Genomic DNA, 16,590 nt, shown 5'->3' with positions numbered 1-16,590 from the left:
CAAAAAAGAAAAATTTGGAGCATGACGCATGAAGGCATTAGGTAAAAAGCTTGCTGGCAAGACACTTCTCGCGCTGTCCGTGGCGGGCATGATGGCGGGTGCGGTTCACGCGGACGACAAAGTACTGCACGTCTACAACTGGTCCGATTACATCGCGCCGGACACCATCGCCAACTTCGAGAAAGAGTCGGGGATCAAGGTGGTCTACGACGTATTCGACAGTAACGAAACCCTGGAAGCCAAACTGCTCGCGGGCAAGTCCGGCTATGACGTGGTCGTACCGTCGAACAACTTCCTGGCCAAGCAGATCAAGGCTGGCGTTTACCAGGAGCTGGACCAGTCCAAGCTGCCTAACTGGAAGAACCTCAACCAGGACCTGCTCAAGGCCGTGTCGGTCAGCGACCCGGGCAACAAGCACGCCTTCCCGTACATGTGGGGCTCGATCGGCATCGGTTACAACGCGGAGAAGGTCAAGGCTGCGCTGGGCGTCGACACCATCGATTCGTGGGACGTGCTGCTCAAGCCGGAGAACATCGCCAAACTCAAGGGCTGCGGCGTGAGCTTCCTCGATTCGCCGACCGAAATGCTCCCGGTCGCGCTGCACTACCTGGGCCTGCCAACCGACAGCCAGAAGAAAGAAGACATCAAGAAAGCCGAGGAACTGTTCCTCAAGATTCGTCCTTCGATCACCTACTTCCACTCCTCCAAGTACATCTCGGACCTGGCCAACGGCAACATCTGCGTAGCGGTCGGCTACTCGGGTGACGTGCAGCAGGCCAAGTCGCGTGCCGCCGAGGCCGGTGACAAGGTGAAAGTCAGCTACGCCATTCCGAAAGAAGGCGCGGGCAGCTTCTTCGACATGGTCGCCATCCCTAAAGATGCCGAAAACGTTGAAGGCGCCTACAAGTTCATGACCTTCCTGCAGAAGCCTGAAGTCATGGCCGGCATCACCAACGCCGTACGTTTCCCGAACGGTAACGCCGCTGCAACCGCACTGGTGGAAAAAGACATCACCAGCGATCCAGGCATCTACCCGCCAGCCGACGTGCAGGCCAAGTTGTATGCGATCGCCGACTTGCCGGCAGCGACCCAGCGTGAAATGACCCGCAGCTGGACCAAGATCAAATCCGGTAAATAAGCCGGTTTGAAGCAGCAACCGCTGGCCGTCGTCCCCGCGAGGGCGGCCAGCGGATCAATTAAATGACAGGAAGTTTTGCAGGAACGGTTTTTCGAGGGTAAGTTGCGCGCCGGTTTTGTTGCCGGGCAGCCATGGCTGTCATGCAGTGCGGGGCAACTTGGGCCCAACTAATTTAGAGGACCTCCACTTGCCTATTTTTTCTTCTTTGCGCAAAGCCCTGCTGGCCACTGCCGGCCTGACGATCGCCGTCGGAGCCCAGGCCGCCGGTACGGTACATATTTATAACTGGTCCGATTACATCGGCGAGACCACGCTGGCCGATTTCCAGAAAGAAACCGGGATCAAACCGGTCTACGACGTCTTTGACTCCAACGAAACCCTGGAAGGCAAGCTGCTGGCCGGGCGTACCGGTTACGACGTGGTCGTGCCGTCGAACCACTTCCTTGGCAAGCAGATCAAGGCGGGCGCGTTCCAGAAACTCGACAAGTCGCAGCTGCCCAACTATGCCAACCTCGACCCGGTGCTGCTCAAGCGTCTGGAGCAAAACGATCCGGGCAACCTGTACGCCGTGCCGTACCTGTGGGGCACCAACGGCATCGGTTACAACGTCGACAAGGTCAAGGCAGTGCTCGGTATCGACAAGATCGATTCCTGGAGCGTGCTGTTCGAACCCGAGAACATCAAGAAGCTGCACAGCTGCGGCGTCGCGTTCCTCGATTCGGCGGATGAAATGATGCCGACCGTGCTCAACTACATGGGCCTGAACGCCAACAGCACCAACACCAAGGATTACGAAAAGGCCACGGCCAAACTGCTCGCCGTGCGTCCGTACGTGACCTATTTCCACTCGTCCAAGTACATCGGCGACCTGGCCAACGGCGATATCTGCGTGGCCATCGGTTTCTCCGGGGACATCTTCCAGGCCAAGCACCGCGCCGAGGAAGCCAAGAAGGGCGTGAACATCGCGTACTCGATCCCGAAAGAAGGCGGCGCGCTGTGGTTCGACATGCTGGCGATTCCGAAGGATTCGTCCAACGTCAAAGAGGCCCACGCCTTCATCAACTATTTGCTGAAACCTGAGGTGATTGCCCAGGTCAGTGATTACGTCGGTTACGCCAACCCCAACCCGGGTTCGGACAAGCTGATGGAACAGTCCATTCGCACCGATGAAGCGGTTTATCCACCGCAAGCAGTACTCGACAAGACCTACGTGTCGACCGAGTTGCCGCCCAATATTCAACGTTTGATGACCCGCAGCTGGACCAAGGTCAAGTCGGGCAAGTAAGGCACAAACTATCCTGGGTTCGTCTGCATTGGGCGAACTGCATTGTTTTTTTCTGGGAGTTTCGTAAATGGCAGTTGCCTCCGGCGCCTATAAGAAAGCCCTCGAGGGCGACCAGACACCGAAACAGGTGTTGGTCAAAATCGACCGGGTCACGAAGAAGTTCGACGAGACGATTGCCGTGGACGATGTGTCCCTGGAAATCAAGAAGGGCGAGATCTTCGCCTTGCTCGGCGGTTCGGGATCGGGCAAATCCACTCTGCTGCGGATGCTGGCAGGGTTCGAACGGCCCACGGAGGGGCGGATTTTCCTCGACGGCGTCGACATCACCGACATGCCGCCGTACGAACGTCCGATCAACATGATGTTCCAGTCGTACGCCTTGTTCCCGCACATGACCGTGGCGCAGAACATCGCCTTCGGCCTGCAGCAGGACAAGATTCCCAAGGCCGAGGTCGATGCCCGTGTGGCCGAGATGCTCAAGCTGGTGCAGATGAGCCAGTACGCCAAGCGCAAGCCGCATCAGTTGTCGGGCGGTCAGCGTCAGCGTGTGGCGCTGGCACGTTCGCTGGCCAAGCGACCGAAGTTGCTGTTGCTCGATGAGCCGATGGGCGCATTGGACAAGAAACTGCGTTCGCAGATGCAGCTGGAACTGGTGGAAATCATCGAGCGCGTCGGCGTGACCTGCGTGATGGTGACCCACGACCAGGAAGAGGCCATGACCATGGCCGAGCGCATCGCGATCATGCACCTGGGCTGGATCGCCCAGATCGGCAGCCCGATCGACATCTACGAAACCCCGACCAGCCGTCTGGTCTGCGAATTTATCGGTAACGTCAACATCTTCGAAGGTGAAGTGATCGACGACGCCGAAGGCCACGCGACCATCACCTGTAAGGATCTCGATCGGCAGATCTACGTCGGCCACGGCATCAGCACCTCGGTGCAGGACAAGTCCGTCACCTACGCGATCCGTCCGGAGAAGCTGCTGGTCACCGCCGATCAACCGACCTGCGAATACAACTGGTCGAGCGGCAAGGTGCACGACATCGCCTACCTCGGCGGGCACTCGGTGTTCTACGTTGAATTGCCGAGCGGCAAACTGGTGCAGTCGTTTGTGGCCAACGCTGAACGTCGCGGCGCGCGTCCGACCTGGGGTGATCAGGTCTACGTGTGGTGGGAAGACGACAGCGGCGTGGTACTTCGCTCATGAACATGCGCAAATTCAAACGTCGCATCAACCGAATAATCCCCAATGGCCGGCAACTGGTCATCGGGGTTCCGTTCATCTGGCTGTTTCTGTTCTTCATGCTGCCGTTCTTCATCGTCCTGAAGATCAGTTTCGCCGAAGCCGACGTGGCCATTCCGCCGTACACCGAGATCTACACGTACGCCGAGCAGAAGCTGCAACTGCTGCTGAACCTGGGCAACTACGCGATGCTGGCGGGCGACGAGTTGTACATCGCCGCTTACCTCGGCTCGTTGAAGATGGCGTTCATCAGCACCGTCCTCTGCCTGCTGATCGGCTACCCGATGGCCTACGCCATCGCCACCGCCCGTAAAGAAATGCAAACGGTGTTGGTATTGCTGATCATGATGCCGACCTGGACCGCGATCCTGATCCGCGTTTACGCGTGGATGGGCATCCTCAGCAACAACGGTTTGCTCAACGGTTTTCTGATGAGCATGGGGTTCATCGACGAGCCGCTGCAAATCCTCAACACCAACCTCGCGGTGTACATCGGTGTTGTTTATTCGTACCTGCCGTTCATGATCCTGCCGCTGTACGCCAACCTGGTGAAGCACGACAACAGTCTGCTCGAAGCGGCATCGGACCTCGGCTCGAGTACTTTCAACAGCTTCTGGAAGATCACTATTCCGCTGTCCAAGAACGGCATCATTGCCGGCTGCATGCTGGTGTTCATCCCGGTGGTCGGTGAGTTCGTGATCCCGGAACTGCTTGGCGGTCCGGAAACCCTGATGATCGGCAAGGTGCTGTGGCAAGAGTTCTTCAACAACCGTGACTGGCCGGTAGCGTCCGCGCTGGCGGTGGTGATGCTGGCGATCCTGATTGTGCCGATCATTCTGTTCAACCGCAGTCAGGCCAAGGAAATGGAGGGTAAAGAATGAAGCGCTTCCGTTTCTCCAGCCTGATGCTGGTTCTGGGTTTGCTGTTCATCTACCTGCCGATGCTGATCCTGGTGATCTACTCGTTCAACGCCTCGAAACTGGTGACGGTGTGGGGCGGCTGGTCGATCAAGTGGTACGTCGGCCTGCTCGACAACACGCAACTGATGGGCTCGGTGCTGCGCTCGCTGGAAATCGCCTGCTACACCGCGGTCGCTGCGGTGGCGCTGGGTACGCTGGCAGCGTTCGTGCTGACCCGTATCACCCGCTTCAAGGGCCGCACGCTGTTCGGCGGTCTGGTCACAGCGCCGTTGGTGATGCCGGAAGTGATCACCGGTCTGTCGCTGTTGCTGCTGTTCGTGGCCATGGCGCAGATGATCGGCTGGCCGCAGGAACGTGGCATCGTCACCATCTGGATCGCCCACACCACATTCTGTGCGGCGTATGTGGCGGTGGTGGTGTCGGCGCGTCTGCGTGAGCTGGACCTGTCGATCGAAGAAGCGGCCATGGACCTCGGTGCACGGCCGTGGAAGGTGTTCTTCCTGATCACCATCCCGATGATCGCGCCGTCGCTGGCGGCGGGCGGCATGATGTCGTTCGCGCTGTCGCTGGATGACCTGGTGCTGGCGAGCTTCGTCTCTGGTCCGGGGTCGACGACCCTGCCGATGGAGGTGTTCTCGGCGGTACGTCTGGGTGTGAAACCCGAGATCAATGCCGTTGCCAGTCTGATTCTGCTGGCGGTGTCGATCGTGACCTTCATGGTCTGGTTCTTCAGCCGCCGTGCCGAAGAAGCGCGCAAGAAAGCCATCCAGCAAGCCATCGAAGAAAGCGCAGCCGATTCGTGGAAGCAGCCGGACGTGCGTCGCGCCCCGGCGCCGGAAGCGGCGTAAGCCAAATGGGGTTGATCACAAATCTGTGATCAACCCCAGTCCCTGTGGGAGCGAGCTTGCTCGCGAAGAGGGCGTGTCAGGCGACTGAAATGTTGGCTGACCCACCGCATTCGCGAGCAAGCTCGCTCCCACAGTTGTTTTTGGTGATATTCAAATCCATGGAGATTGGCGGATGACTTCAACAAAGTTCATCGGCTTGAACCCCGGCTGCTGATCCTTCAGGACATCAGTCTTCACATTGCCAAACGTCGTCTGCGGACGATGCCGCAGACCATCGGCGAACGCGCAGATGATGCATTCCTTGAAGCCTTCCCCACGCGGGTGCGCATGCACCACCGCTTCACGCTGCACGGTGCTGAACGCCGCGTAATCCATCCCCAGCACGTCCATTTCCACACCAGCGGTGACCAGCGCTACGGTCGGGCGCAGATGCTTGGGCACGCCCGGCGTGGTGTGCAGGGCAATCGACAGCCAGACCTGCTCGATGTCGTCATCGCTCAACCCGTACGGTTTGAGAAACGCCGCCGCTGCGTTGGCACCGTCCACTTCGAAGCGCTCATCATCACTGCGGTGACCTTCGACCAGACCGAGGTCATGGAACATTGCGCCGACGTACAGCAGCTCCGGGTTGTAAGCCAGTTGCTGGCGCTCGCCGCTCAACGCGCCGAACAGAAAGACCCGGCGCGAGTGGTGGTAGAGCAGGTCGGATTCGATGTCGCGGATGTATTCGGTGGTGGCCCGGGCGAGGGCGCTGTCAGGGATTTTGATGCCGGCGATGGTTGTGGTCATGGCAAGTTTCCTCACTGAAACGCCGTTGTGGCGCTGATGGGGAAAGTCTGTTCCCGGCGCTGGAAGCGGACAATCGATGCATGGCTGCGATCCTTGCCAATCCACCTGCAAATCGTGCCAACTCGGGTCAGACCCAAAGGAGCTTTGCCGCCATGAGCAAAACCGTCGCCATCGTCGTGTTCCCCGGCGTGCAGTCGCTGGACGTCAGCGGCCCGATGGATGTGTTCGCCGAGGCTAATCGCTTCCTGGCGCCCGAGGATCACTATCGGCTCGAAGTAATCGGCGTCGAGCACGGGCCGATGGCCTGTTCCAACGGTTTGACCCTGAATGCCCATCGCCACTTCAGCGAAGCCCTCGACGCCTACGATCTGCTGCTGGTCGCCGGTGGGCCGCAACTGCCCTTCATGGATTTCGGCGCGACGTTCGACGGTTGGCTGCGCGGGGCCTGCGCACGGGCGCAGCGTTTCGGCTCAATCTGCAACGGCGCGTTTATGCTGGCGCGGGCCGGATTGCTGGAGGCGCGCACCGTCACCACCCACTGGAACGATGCCGAGGCGTTGGCGCAGTTGTGTCCGACAACGCAGGTTGAGGCCGATCGCTTGTATGTCGAGGACGGCACGCTCTACACCTCGGCCGGGGTCACGGCGGGGATTGACCTGTCGCTGTACCTGCTGGCCCGTGATCACGGTGCCGAAGTGGCGTTGAGCGTGGCCAAGCGGCTGGTGGTGTTCACCCAGCGTTCCGGTGGGCAGTCACAGTTCAGCCCATTCCTCACACCGCACGCGGAGCCGACCTCGGCGGTGGCGATGGTGCAGTTGTATGTGCTGGCCAATCTCACGGGCGATCTGACGATTGCCGATCTGGCCAATGCGGCGAACATGAGTGCGCGCAATTTCTCGCGGGTGTTTGCCCGGGAAGCCAAAGTCACCCCGGCGGAGTTCGTCGAGCGGGCGCGGGTGGATGCGGCGCGGGTGATGCTGGAAAGCACGGCGGCGCCGTTGAAGACGGTGGCCTATCAGTGCGGGTTTCGCGATGCGCAGCATATGCGCGGGGTGTTCAACCGGCGGTTGGGGGTTACGCCGCAGCAGTTTCGGCTGAATTTTGCGGTGATGGTTTGAGCCTTACCCTCACCCCAGCCCTCCCGAAACGTCGGACCGCCCATAGGGAGAGGGCGCCGATTGGGGGATGTTGAGGAGATACGCCGACCTGAGTGAGCGGTTGTGAATCCATAATCGACACCGTTCTTTCAGGTCGATGTATGACAAAAGACACCTCGGTCAGTCCCCTCTCCCCCCGGGAGAGGGTTAGGGTGAGGGGCTTTTAAGGCGCTGCCCGCGCCGGCAACAACTTCAAGGTACTGCGCGTATTCGCTGTCACCTCTTCGGCATTGAAATGCGCCTGCACATACATCCCGTCAACATACGCCTCAGCCTGATCGTCATAGTGACTGTCAAACGGCACACCACTCTGACCGACCGGGTTGATCGTCAAGCCGTGCGCCGGGTCAGCGAAATCCACCAACCGCCGCGTCGACGGCCCATAAGTCACCGGCCACGGCGCCGGGCCGATCCTCGCCGAGAGGTTGTTCGGCACCTCATGACTGCCCGGCGCGGCAAACGGCCCGACATTGAAAATCCGCTCCAGCGGTTTCTGTTGCCCCAACGGATGGCCGTGGGTCAGCGTGTGCGCCGCGCCCCATTTCCACTCGGCCGAATTGTCGCCGAGGGTCAGCTTCAGGTGCTGCATGCTCGCCGCCCACGCCGCGCGCACGACATCGGCACGGGTCTCCTTGTTCGCCGTGTTGCGGTTATCCCACCACGGTGAATCGGCGTTCGCCGCCAGCTTCGGCAACGCCGCATCGATCACCCGCGTCGACAGCAAGGTGTCGAAGAAGTCATTGCCCAACTCATCCCGCATTGCCGCATCGGCCAAGTCGTAGAGGAACTGGTTGAACAGCGTCGCACTGACCGAGTCCAGCGGATAGTCGCCCGGCCATTGCGCCAGTTGCTCGACCAGTTTCAGCTGTGCCGGATCGCTCACTACCTCACGCAGCACCGGCAGCAACGGCGCGAGCAAACGTGGGCCATAACCGGTCGCAGTGCCCAGTTGCAGTTTCTGGTTGGCCTCATTGGTCCACTTCACGCTCTTGTCGCTGAGCTGACGATTGAGTTGCTGCCCGCGATCGGCAAGGTTGTAGTAACCGGGAATCTCCATGCCGGTCGGCGACAGCGGTTGGAAGTTGGCCGAGACGATATAACCGCGTGCCGGGTTCTCTTCCTGCGGGTTGGCGCTGAACGGGTAGAAGCCGTCCTTGTCCGCCTGATTGCTGCTGCCGTCGAGAATGAATTCCGGCCTCACCCCAGCGGGGCGCTTGGGCAGCAACGCTGAAGCCCACCAGGCGATATCGCCTTTGGCGTTGGCGTAGACGAGGTTCAGCCCCGGCGCCTGCACTTTCGCTGCTGCGGCGCGGGCCTTGGCCAGCGTGTCGGCGCGGTTGAGCTGGTAGAAGCCTTCGAGGATCGGGTTCGGCGTTTCGAGGAAGGCCCACCACATGGCAATCGGCGTTTTCCCGGCAGCAGTCCCCAGCGCATCGTTGACGATCGGGCCGTGGGGCGATTGGCGCAAGGTGAGGTTGACCGGCGTCTGGCCTTTCACATTGATCTGCTGCTGCGTGACGACCATGTCGGTCCACTGGCCGCGATACCAGACCTGATTCGGGTTGTCCGGGTTGACCTTCTCGGCGATCAGATCCAGATCGTCGTTCTGGAACATGGTCAGGCTCCAGCCGAAATCCAGGTTGTGTCCCAGAAACGCGAACGGCACCAGCGCCTGATGATGGCCGTACAGCTCGAAGCCCGGCGCCGACAATTGCGCCTCGTACCACACCGACGGCACCGAGAAGCGAATGTGCGGATCACCCGCCAGCAGAGGTTTGCCACTCTGGCTGCGGCTGCCGGCGATGACCCAGGCGTTGCTGCCTTCGAACTGCGGCAGGCCATGGTCGATCAGCGCTTGTTCGCTGAGGCGGGCAAGGGCGTTGAGGTCTTTCCAGTCGCCGGCGGCGAGGACCGGCGCAGGTTTGGCGTGACCGTTGGCCAGCACACCATTGGGTTGCCAGTCGAGATCGAAGACCTTGAGGTAATCAGCGCCGAGTTGATCGCGCACATAGGTCAGCAACGGCTCGGTGCGAAACGCCGCCGCAAAGCTGTAGGCCATGTAGCCGGCGACGCTGATGCTGTCTTCCGCGGTGAACGGCCGCTTGGGGATGCCCAGCACGTCAAACTCGATCGGTGCGGCGTGGGTGTCCTGATATTGGTTAATGCCATCCAGATAGGCTTGCAGGCCCTTCCACGCCGGTGACTGTTTATCGAGACTGGCGACGTAACTGGCCGCGCGTTCGCGGATGCGCAGGCTGCGGAACAGTTTGTCGGTGTCGAGCAGTTTCGGCCCGAGCACTTCGGCCAGTTCGCCGCGAGCGAGGCGGCGCATGGCTTCCATCTGGAACAGGCGATCCTGGGCATGCACGTAGCCGAGGGCGCGGTAGAGGTCGGTTTCGTTCTCGGCGCGCAGGTGTGGCACGCCGCGCTCGTCGTAGCGCACGGTCACCGAACCTTGCAGGTTGCGCAGTTCAACCTGGCCCTGGCGTGTGGGTTGTTTGCTGTAGACATACCAGCCGACGCCGGCAAGCAGAACAACGATGAGCAAGCCAAGTACGGTGAACACGCGCTTCATGGTGACTCCTTGTGCAAGCGGGATTGCCGCCCGTCGGGCTGCAAACAATTAGCACAGACCTTCTGTGCCGTGCAGCGCTGTCCTTGAAAAGTCCGGAATGCCTTACGGCGTTTCCACCGGCCACGGGCAATAACAACCGACCGCCAGGGTGTGCGTGGCATTGACCGGGCGATCCTCCGTCAGGGCATTCAAAATCGGTTCGATAAAGCTGTTGCTGGAATTGCAGGTCAGGCCTTCGCTGTAGGGGCCGAAGTACGCCAGCTTACCGCTGCGGTCCCAGATCGCCACGGCCGGGCTGGCCGGAACCTGTTCGGAGCCGGGCAATATCGTGATGGTTTTCAGACTGCTGAGGGTCGTGGGCAACTGACCGTGGCTGCCGGTTTTCTGCACGGCGAAGAACTCCACGCCTTTGCCGCCAAACCGCTCGACCATCTCGGTCAGGTGCTGTTGATTGCCGACGTTGCACGGGCAGGCCGGGTCCCAGAAATGTACCAGGCGAATCTTGCCGGGACCGGCGAGGTTGTCCGGCAGGCGCAGCGGATCACCGGAAAATACCGCCGTGTGTTCGCTGAACGCGCGCAGATAACGCCCCTGAAACCAGTCGTACGCCGCCCACAGTACCCCGGCGCAAATCAGCGCGAGCAGGCTGGCAAACAGTGCGGAGCGGTAGGGCGAACGCATGGTTTTCGTTCCAGAAGAGGTGGGCTAGCTTGCCATGCTTGCTCCGACAGATGAATATCGCAGGCCGATAAAGTCTGTTTACCGCTTTGGAATTCCCGCATGCCTGCCACTTTCGACCCCGATCAAATCCGCGCCAGCCTCAAGCCTTTGGCCGAGTGGCAGCCGTTGTCGGACGAGGCCAAGGCTTACCAGCGCTTCTACCAGACCGACTTTCCCCATCGCGATGTCTGGCGTGGCATGGGCCGTTTCGAGGTCGATGGCTATGAAGTGGTCAGCCATTGCTGGTGGCCGGAGAAGGTCAAGGCGACGCTGTTTCTGCTGCACGGTTACTACGATCACACCGGGCTGTATCGGCATGTGATCGAGTGGGCGCTGGATCAAGACTTTGCGGTAATCGCGTGTGATTTGCCGGGGCATGGTCTGTCGAGCGGGCCGCGTGCGAGCATCCGCGATTTCTCTGAATACCAGGACGTCCTGCAAGCGTTGTTCGCCGAGGCGCAGTCGATCGCGTTGCCGCAGCCGTGGCACTTGTGCGGGCAAAGCACCGGCGGGGCGATTGTGGTTGATCACCTGCTCAACCATGGCGAAAACAGCCCGGCGCAAGGCCAGGTGATTTTGCTGGCGCCGCTGGTGCGTCCAAGGGCATGGGGCTGGTCGCAATTTAGTTATTACCTGCTCCGGCCTTTCGTTCGGGGTGTCACGCGACGCTTTAGCGAGAATTCCAATGACCCGGATTTCCTGCCGTTTCTCCAGGCCGATCCGTTGCAGCCACGGCGCTTGCCGACCAAATGGGTGGGCGCGCTGTCACGCTGGATCATCCGCGTCGAGCACGCGAAAAAAAGTCCGCGACGGCCGCTGATCATTCAGGGACAGGCGGACATGACGGTGGACTGGCAGCACAATTTGCAGGTGATGAAGTGGAAGTTCGACCGGCCGCAGATCCTGTTGCTGGCCGAGGCGCGGCATCATCTGGCGAATGAAACGGCGGAGATGCGGGAAGAGTATTTCGAGTTTCTGAGCAAGCGCATCAGGGGCCGGAATCTCTAGCGCCTGTTAGGGCCCCTTCGCGAGCAGGCTCGCTCCCACAGGGGGGCGGGATGCTCACAAATTTTGTGTCCGCTGAAGATCCAATGTGGGAGTGTGCTTGCTCGCGAAGGCGGTTTGTCAGGCAACAAGGATCATTGCCCGACCGCCAACCCTGCGCGGATCGCCGCCAGTGCCGCCTGGTAATAAGCCTTGCCCTCAGTCGATTCGGCAAATGTCGCAAACTCTTCCAGCTCTTCATCCGACAAGTCGCGATACACGTAGAGCAGCGTGTTGTTGATGTCCGCGCCAATCTGATCCATCAAACGCTGGCGCTGACCATTGAGCATGCCCTGCGCCTGACCGCCACCGAGCAATCCCGGGATCATCGAACTCAAACTGTCCGCCGCCACGCCGGCAATCGCCAGGCTCACTTCTGCGCCGGCCTCACGCGCCGGCAAGGCCTGAGCGAGGTGGCCAATGATCAGCAGACGGCTGTCGCTGGCCTGCATCTTCGGCAAGCCCTTGGCATTTTTCGCCAGTTGATCGCGACGGGTGGCGAGCAATTCAGCCGCGACAATTTTCTTGCCCAGCGGTGATTGAAAGAAAGTCAGGGCCGGTTTTGGATCAGCGAGCGTCTGCCGCAGTTGCGCCTCGGCGCGTTGATCCACAGCTTGCGGGGCGAAGCGCTGGTTGCTGTTGTTCACCAGTGCCTGAAACACGGCGGGCGGCAGGCTGTTCTGGTAGCGCTGCTGCGCGGCGGTCAGGGCGTCATTGAAATGCGCACGTTGATCTGGCCAGCCGGCGACCTTGTACAACTGATCGTGGCCGTCCGCCCAAGCGGGCAAAACGCAGAACATCAACAGTGAAAAAAGCAAACGGCGCATAGGGACTCCTGTCAGCAGCGGACTATTCTCCGTGCGGTGCCGGTACTTGTCGAGAATTCGTAGCAAGCCGCCGCGTGGCTCTGTCGGATTTCTTGCCGCCGACATACTATGCGCGCCATGCAAATATCCTCTGAACACCCACTGCTGTTACGCATCGTCGACGACCTGGCGGAACACGGCTGGTCGCAGCAGAACATATTCCTGCCCGCCGGTTTGACCCGCGAGCTGGCGGCCGAGTGCCGTAAACGTGAGGCCGAGGGTGAGCTGGCGCCGGCGGCTGTCGGTCGCGGGCCGTTTTCAGAGATCCGCGAAGGGATTCGGGGCGACCACATTCAGTGGATCGACCCCGGCCAGGCCGAGGCCAGCGACCGTTATCTGAACTTGATGGAAAGCCTGCGTGAGGCGCTTAACCGTGGCCTGTTTCTCGGGCTTGAGGATTTTGAATGCCATTTCGCGCTGTATCCGCCGGGCGCGTTCTATCGCAGGCATGTCGACCGTTTTCGCGACGATGACAAACGCATGGTGTCAGTGGTGGTCTACCTCAATGATGCCTGGTTGCCGGAGGATGGCGGTCAATTGCGAATGTACCTGAGCGATGAGCGCGTGCACGACGTGCAGCCTACCGGCGGTTGCTTGGTGGTGTTCCTTTCCGGTGAAGTGCCTCATGAAGTGCTGCCGGCGAACCGCGAGCGCCTGTCGCTGACCGGCTGGTTCCGCCGCCGTGGCAACGAGCCGTTCTGAGATGGAAAAGATTCTGGTCAGCCGCTGCCTGTTGGGCCATCGCGTGCGTTACGACGGTGGCGCGAGCGGGCCGTTCGATCTGCTCGAACAGTGGATCGCTGAAGGGCGGGTGGTGCCGCTGTGTCCGGAGGTCGCTGGCGGATTGCCGACGCCACGGGCGGCGGCGGAGATTCCGGGCGGGCAGGGTGGTGAAGTGCTGGATGGCATTGCCTCGGTCATGACCACCGAAGGCGAGGATGTCAGTGCGCAGTTTCTGGATGGCGCGTGGCAGGCGCTGGCGTTAGTTCAGAAGCATGGCATTCGGGTGGCGGTGCTCAAGGCCAATAGTCCTTCTTGCGGGAATTTGCTGACTTACGACGGGACGTTCAGTGGCGTGAAGGTCAATGGCGAAGGCGTGACGGCAGCATTGCTCAAGCGTCATGGTGTGCAGGTCTTCAGTGAAGTTGAACTGCCGCTAGCGGCGGTGGCTCTGGCTGCTTTGGATTGATCCTAAATCGTTGCCCTCACCCCAGCCCTCTCCCCGAGGGAGAGGGGGCCGACCGAAGTGTCTGGCGTTATTCATCGACCTGAAAGACCTTATCGACTATGGATTCGACACAGCCATGACTGATCGATTATGGCTTCGACAAAGCCATGACCAGTCGATTTCGGATTCGGTATAGCAATCCCAGGTCGGCGTACCTCTAAAGCATCCCCCAATCAGTCCCCTCTCTTTCTGGGAGAGGGCCAGGGTGAGGGGCTTTAAGGTTTCAACCACTTCTCAGTCAGCGCTGCCAAACGTCCATCCGCCTTGATCCGCTCCATCGCGCTCGCAAGGCTGGCCTGAAACGCCGGATTACCCTTCTGGAACGGAATCGCCAAATCCACCGGCGCTGCCGCTTTCGGCTTCTCTTCCGTAAGCGCCTGCACCAGCACCATCGGCCGTGGCTGCTCATCCTTCTTCGCCAGCAGCTGCGAATCGACCTTGCCGTACGGCTCGCTGAAGTCGAAACGATCCTTGAGTTCGGGTGTCAGTGCTATGTGGTTGAGCGCAACGTCGTACTTGCCGCTTTCAACGCCCTGGAGCAGGTCGGCTTCGTCAGTGACGATGAAGTCGGCGCGCACATCCAGCTCGTTGGCCAGCAGTTGCCCAAGCTCGACCTCGAACCCCGTGAGTGTGTCGCCATCCTTGAAATTGAAGGGCGGTGTATTAGCCTCAAGGGCAATGCGCAGCTCGCCACGGTCATTGACGTCATCAATCAGTTCGGCGTGAGCCAAAGGGCTCAGAAGGGGTAGCAGGCAGATCAGGCCAGGCAGAAAGCGCATGGTCACTCCTTTGAAATCATTATCGCGACGCTCTGAGTGAGGCTCGCTTTGCTATGGTTGTCGAGTGCCTTCGACAACGAATGGTCATGAAGTTGTCATGACCCTGCGGATTTTACGGAAAAACTGGAGAAGAAAATGAAAAGCTTTATGTCACGTGCAGCGCTGGCGGGTGTGCTGATGGGTGTTTCGGTGCTGGCCAGTGCGGCGACACCGGCCCCCAAAGGTGCCGAAGTGTTCATCGTTTCTCCCGAAGACGGGGCCACGGTTTCGCAGACCTTCACCGTCAAATTCGGTACCAAGGACGTCGCGCTGGCACCGGCCGGTGACGTCACCAAGAACACCGGTCACCATCACCTGCTGATCGACGTCGACAAGCTGCCGGCCGCTGGCGCACCGATTCCGAATGACGCCAACCACATGCACTTCGGTAAAGCGCAGACTCAGGCCGACGTCAAGTTGGCGCCGGGCAAGCACACTCTGCAGCTTGAACTGGGCGACAGCGGCCACATGCCGTTCGATCCACCCATCGTCTCGAAGAAAATCACCGTCAACGTCGAATAACGTTTCGGCGTGAATGAAAAAGGGAGCCCGAAGGCTCCCTTTTTTTGTCGCTCAACGCTTGATCAGAACAACACGCGGCTACGGATAGTGCCGTTGATGTGCTGCAGCTTCTCTTGCGCCAGATCCGAGTACTCGGCGTCGACGTCGATCACCACGTAGCCAACCTTCTCGTTGGTCTGCAGGAACTGACCGGAGATGTTGATGCCGTTTTCGGCGAAGACCTTGTTGATCTCGCTCATCACACCCGGGATGTTCTCGTGGATGTGCAGCAGGCGGTGCTTGCCGGGGTGAGCCGGCAGGGCCACTTCCGGGAAGTTCACCGACGAAACGGAGGTACCGTTGTCGCTGTACTTGACCAGTTTCTCTGCCACTTCCAGACCGATGTTGGCTTGTGCTTCGGCGGTCGAGCCACCGATGTGCGGGGTCAGGATCACGTTGTCGAGGCCACGCAGCGGGCTTTCGAACTCTTCGTCGTTGGAACGAGGCTCCACCGGGAATACGTCGATGGCCGCGCCGATCAGGTGCTTGTCCTTGATCGCGTCCGCCAGGGCGTCCAGTTCGACCACGGTGCCGCGCGCGGCGTTGATCAGGATGCCGCCCTTCTTGATGGCGCGGATTTCCTTCTCGCCGATCATCCACTGGGTCGCAGCGGTTTCCGGAACGTGCAGGGTGACGATGTCGGACATGCCCAGCAGCTCGGTCAGGCTACCGATCTGGGTCGCGTTGCCCAGTGGCAGCTTGGTCACGGTGTCATAGAAGTACACCTGCATGCCCAGACCTTCAGCCAGAACCGACAACTGCGTACCGATCGAGCCGTAGCCGACGATGCCGAGTTTCTTGCCACGGATCTCGAAGGAGTTGGCTGCGGATTTGATCCAGCCGCCACGGTGGCAGGAAGCGTTTTTCTCAGGGATGCCGCGCAGCAGCAGGATCGCTTCGGCCAGCACCAGCTCGGCGACGGAGCGAGTGTTGGAGTACGGCGCGTTGAACACGGCGATACCGCGCTCGCGGGCAGCACTCAGGTCAACCTGGTTGGTGCCGATGCAGAAACAGCCGACCGCGACCAGCTTCTTCGCATGATCGAAGATCTCTTCGGTCAGTTGGGTGCGCGAACGAATGCCGATGAAGTGAGCGTCAGCGATCTTTTCCTTGAGCTGGGCTTCCGGCAAGGAACCTGTCAGGTATTCGATGCTGGTGTAGCCCGCCGCCTTGAGGACGTCGACAGCCGATTGGTGGACGCCTTCGAGAAGAAGGAACTTGATCTTGCTCTTATCGAGAGAAGTCTTGCTCATCTGCGTAAACCTGTATCCCGGAGAAAAATGGCAGGGAGGGGAGCAGCCTGGAGCTGACCCAAACGGCAGGAAAGCCGTTACCGCAGAACTGGCCTTGGGCACTGGCCTGCGGGGTCGGTATGCTAGCATAGCCTCCCCGCTA

At 60.3% G+C, this 16,590-nt stretch carries 16 protein-coding genes; 10 read left to right on the top strand and 6 right to left on the bottom strand.

The annotated features are described in order from the left end of the window. The first annotated feature begins 28 nt into the window (after nt 1-28). The 5 genes from AB4O11_RS06955 to AB4O11_RS06935 all read left to right on the top strand — a co-directional run bounded on the left by AB4O11_RS06955 (nt 29) and on the right by AB4O11_RS06935 (nt 5,437). Nucleotides 29-1,138: a polyamine ABC transporter substrate-binding protein gene (locus AB4O11_RS06955; protein ID WP_099757458.1), complete on the top strand. Its 1,110-nt coding sequence runs from the start codon at nt 29-31 to the stop codon at nt 1,136-1,138. A 187-nt stretch (nt 1,139-1,325) separates the two neighbouring features. Next, the gene (locus AB4O11_RS06950) at nt 1,326-2,423 is read left to right on the top strand and encodes a polyamine ABC transporter substrate-binding protein (RefSeq protein WP_099757457.1); all 1,098 of its coding nucleotides are present in this window, start codon (nt 1,326-1,328) and stop codon (nt 2,421-2,423) included. Between the two features lie 67 nt (nt 2,424-2,490). Next, nucleotides 2,491-3,633 (top strand): ABC transporter ATP-binding protein, encoded by a 1,143-nt coding sequence (locus AB4O11_RS06945; protein WP_034151965.1) that lies wholly within the window; start codon nt 2,491-2,493, stop codon nt 3,631-3,633. 35 nt (nt 3,634-3,668) lie between these two features. Beyond that, the gene (locus AB4O11_RS06940; protein WP_257358657.1) at nt 3,669-4,550 is read left to right on the top strand and encodes an ABC transporter permease subunit; all 882 of its coding nucleotides are present in this window, start codon (nt 3,669-3,671) and stop codon (nt 4,548-4,550) included. Next, on the top strand, nt 4,547-5,437 hold the full coding sequence (locus AB4O11_RS06935; protein WP_093429780.1) for an ABC transporter permease subunit: 891 nt from the start codon (nt 4,547-4,549) through the stop codon (nt 5,435-5,437). Before AB4O11_RS06940 ends, AB4O11_RS06935 begins: the two co-directional genes overlap by 4 nt. A 150-nt stretch (nt 5,438-5,587) precedes the next feature. Here AB4O11_RS06935 and AB4O11_RS06930 read toward each other — a convergent pair whose 3' ends face one another. Continuing rightward, a complete protein-coding gene (locus AB4O11_RS06930) occupies nt 5,588-6,226 on the bottom strand; it encodes an HD domain-containing protein (RefSeq protein ID WP_093429781.1) in 639 nt (212 codons plus the stop codon). A gap of 152 nt (nt 6,227-6,378) precedes the next feature. Here AB4O11_RS06930 and AB4O11_RS06925 point away from each other — a divergent pair, with 152 nt between their 5' ends. After that, complete coding sequence (locus tag AB4O11_RS06925) at nt 6,379-7,344, top strand: GlxA family transcriptional regulator (protein WP_460130378.1); 966 nt, start codon at nt 6,379-6,381, stop codon at nt 7,342-7,344. A gap of 202 nt (nt 7,345-7,546) precedes the next feature. Here the strand turns inward: AB4O11_RS06925 and AB4O11_RS06920 are convergent, their stop codons facing one another. Together AB4O11_RS06920 and AB4O11_RS06915 are read right to left on the bottom strand one after the other, a co-directional pair. Then, the gene (locus AB4O11_RS06920; protein WP_460130377.1) at nt 7,547-9,958 is read right to left on the bottom strand and encodes a penicillin acylase family protein; all 2,412 of its coding nucleotides are present in this window, start codon (nt 9,956-9,958) and stop codon (nt 7,547-7,549) included. A 102-nt stretch (nt 9,959-10,060) separates the two neighbouring features. After that, nucleotides 10,061-10,639: a DUF6436 domain-containing protein gene (locus tag AB4O11_RS06915; protein WP_460130376.1), complete on the bottom strand. Its 579-nt coding sequence runs from the start codon at nt 10,637-10,639 to the stop codon at nt 10,061-10,063. 99 nt (nt 10,640-10,738) lie between these two features. Between AB4O11_RS06915 and bipL the strand changes: the two genes are divergently transcribed. Beyond that, nucleotides 10,739-11,686, top strand: coding sequence for a phospholipase BipL (gene bipL / locus AB4O11_RS06910; RefSeq protein WP_093429785.1), 948 nt, complete (start codon nt 10,739-10,741; stop codon nt 11,684-11,686). Nucleotides 11,687-11,817: 131 nt separating this feature from the next. Here bipL and AB4O11_RS06905 read toward each other — a convergent pair whose 3' ends face one another. After that, a complete protein-coding gene (locus AB4O11_RS06905; protein WP_460130375.1) occupies nt 11,818-12,549 on the bottom strand; it encodes a DUF2059 domain-containing protein in 732 nt (243 codons plus the stop codon). Between the two features lie 108 nt (nt 12,550-12,657). On the opposite strand from AB4O11_RS06905, the gene AB4O11_RS06900 reads away from it, so the two are divergent. Together AB4O11_RS06900 and AB4O11_RS06895 are read left to right on the top strand one after the other, a co-directional pair. Next, nucleotides 12,658-13,290 (top strand): 2OG-Fe(II) oxygenase, encoded by a 633-nt coding sequence (locus AB4O11_RS06900; protein ID WP_093429787.1) that lies wholly within the window; start codon nt 12,658-12,660, stop codon nt 13,288-13,290. 1 nt (nt 13,291) lies between these two features. Then, complete coding sequence (locus AB4O11_RS06895) at nt 13,292-13,777, top strand: 2-thiouracil desulfurase family protein (RefSeq protein ID WP_460130374.1); 486 nt, start codon at nt 13,292-13,294, stop codon at nt 13,775-13,777. 254 nt (nt 13,778-14,031) lie between these two features. On the opposite strand, the gene AB4O11_RS06890 is transcribed toward AB4O11_RS06895, so the two are convergent. After that, the gene (locus AB4O11_RS06890; RefSeq protein ID WP_093429789.1) at nt 14,032-14,595 is read right to left on the bottom strand and encodes a transporter substrate-binding domain-containing protein; all 564 of its coding nucleotides are present in this window, start codon (nt 14,593-14,595) and stop codon (nt 14,032-14,034) included. A gap of 135 nt (nt 14,596-14,730) precedes the next feature. Here AB4O11_RS06890 and AB4O11_RS06885 point away from each other — a divergent pair, with 135 nt between their 5' ends. Continuing rightward, nucleotides 14,731-15,156 carry a DUF4399 domain-containing protein gene (locus tag AB4O11_RS06885; RefSeq protein WP_093429790.1) on the top strand — a complete coding sequence of 142 codons (426 nt, stop codon included), beginning with the start codon at nt 14,731-14,733 and terminating at the stop codon, nt 15,154-15,156. 62 nt (nt 15,157-15,218) lie between these two features. Here the strand turns inward: AB4O11_RS06885 and serA are convergent, their stop codons facing one another. Beyond that, complete coding sequence (gene serA / locus AB4O11_RS06880; RefSeq protein ID WP_008085296.1) at nt 15,219-16,448, bottom strand: phosphoglycerate dehydrogenase; 1,230 nt, start codon at nt 16,446-16,448, stop codon at nt 15,219-15,221. Nucleotides 16,449-16,590: the final 142 nt, after the last annotated feature.

Source organism: Pseudomonas sp. H1_D05, assembly GCF_054682705.1.
The sequence above is the reverse complement of the archived record's forward strand: the minus strand, read 5'-3'. Positions and strand labels throughout refer to the sequence as shown.

Excerpts from the sequence above, each read along its gene's own strand:
- AB4O11_RS06955 (WP_099757458.1), top strand. The coding sequence starts at position 29 with ATGAAGGCATTAGGTAAAAAGCTTGCTGGCAAGACACTTCTCGCGCTG.
- AB4O11_RS06945 (WP_034151965.1), top strand. The coding sequence starts at position 2,491 with ATGGCAGTTGCCTCCGGCGCCTATAAGAAAGCCCTCGAGGGCGACCAG.
- AB4O11_RS06935 (WP_093429780.1), top strand. The coding sequence starts at position 4,547 with ATGAAGCGCTTCCGTTTCTCCAGCCTGATGCTGGTTCTGGGTTTGCTG.
- AB4O11_RS06930 (WP_093429781.1), bottom strand. The coding sequence starts at position 6,226 with ATGACCACAACCATCGCCGGCATCAAAATCCCTGACAGCGCCCTCGCC.
- AB4O11_RS06925 (WP_460130378.1), top strand. The coding sequence starts at position 6,379 with ATGAGCAAAACCGTCGCCATCGTCGTGTTCCCCGGCGTGCAGTCGCTG.
- AB4O11_RS06920 (WP_460130377.1), bottom strand. The coding sequence starts at position 9,958 with ATGAAGCGCGTGTTCACCGTACTTGGCTTGCTCATCGTTGTTCTGCTT.
- AB4O11_RS06915 (WP_460130376.1), bottom strand. The coding sequence starts at position 10,639 with ATGCGTTCGCCCTACCGCTCCGCACTGTTTGCCAGCCTGCTCGCGCTG.
- bipL (WP_093429785.1), top strand. The coding sequence starts at position 10,739 with ATGCCTGCCACTTTCGACCCCGATCAAATCCGCGCCAGCCTCAAGCCT.
- AB4O11_RS06905 (WP_460130375.1), bottom strand. The coding sequence starts at position 12,549 with ATGCGCCGTTTGCTTTTTTCACTGTTGATGTTCTGCGTTTTGCCCGCT.
- AB4O11_RS06900 (WP_093429787.1), top strand. The coding sequence starts at position 12,658 with ATGCGCGCCATGCAAATATCCTCTGAACACCCACTGCTGTTACGCATC.
- AB4O11_RS06895 (WP_460130374.1), top strand. The coding sequence starts at position 13,292 with ATGGAAAAGATTCTGGTCAGCCGCTGCCTGTTGGGCCATCGCGTGCGT.
- AB4O11_RS06890 (WP_093429789.1), bottom strand. The coding sequence starts at position 14,595 with ATGCGCTTTCTGCCTGGCCTGATCTGCCTGCTACCCCTTCTGAGCCCT.
- AB4O11_RS06885 (WP_093429790.1), top strand. The coding sequence starts at position 14,731 with ATGAAAAGCTTTATGTCACGTGCAGCGCTGGCGGGTGTGCTGATGGGT.
- serA (WP_008085296.1), bottom strand. The coding sequence starts at position 16,448 with ATGAGCAAGACTTCTCTCGATAAGAGCAAGATCAAGTTCCTTCTTCTC.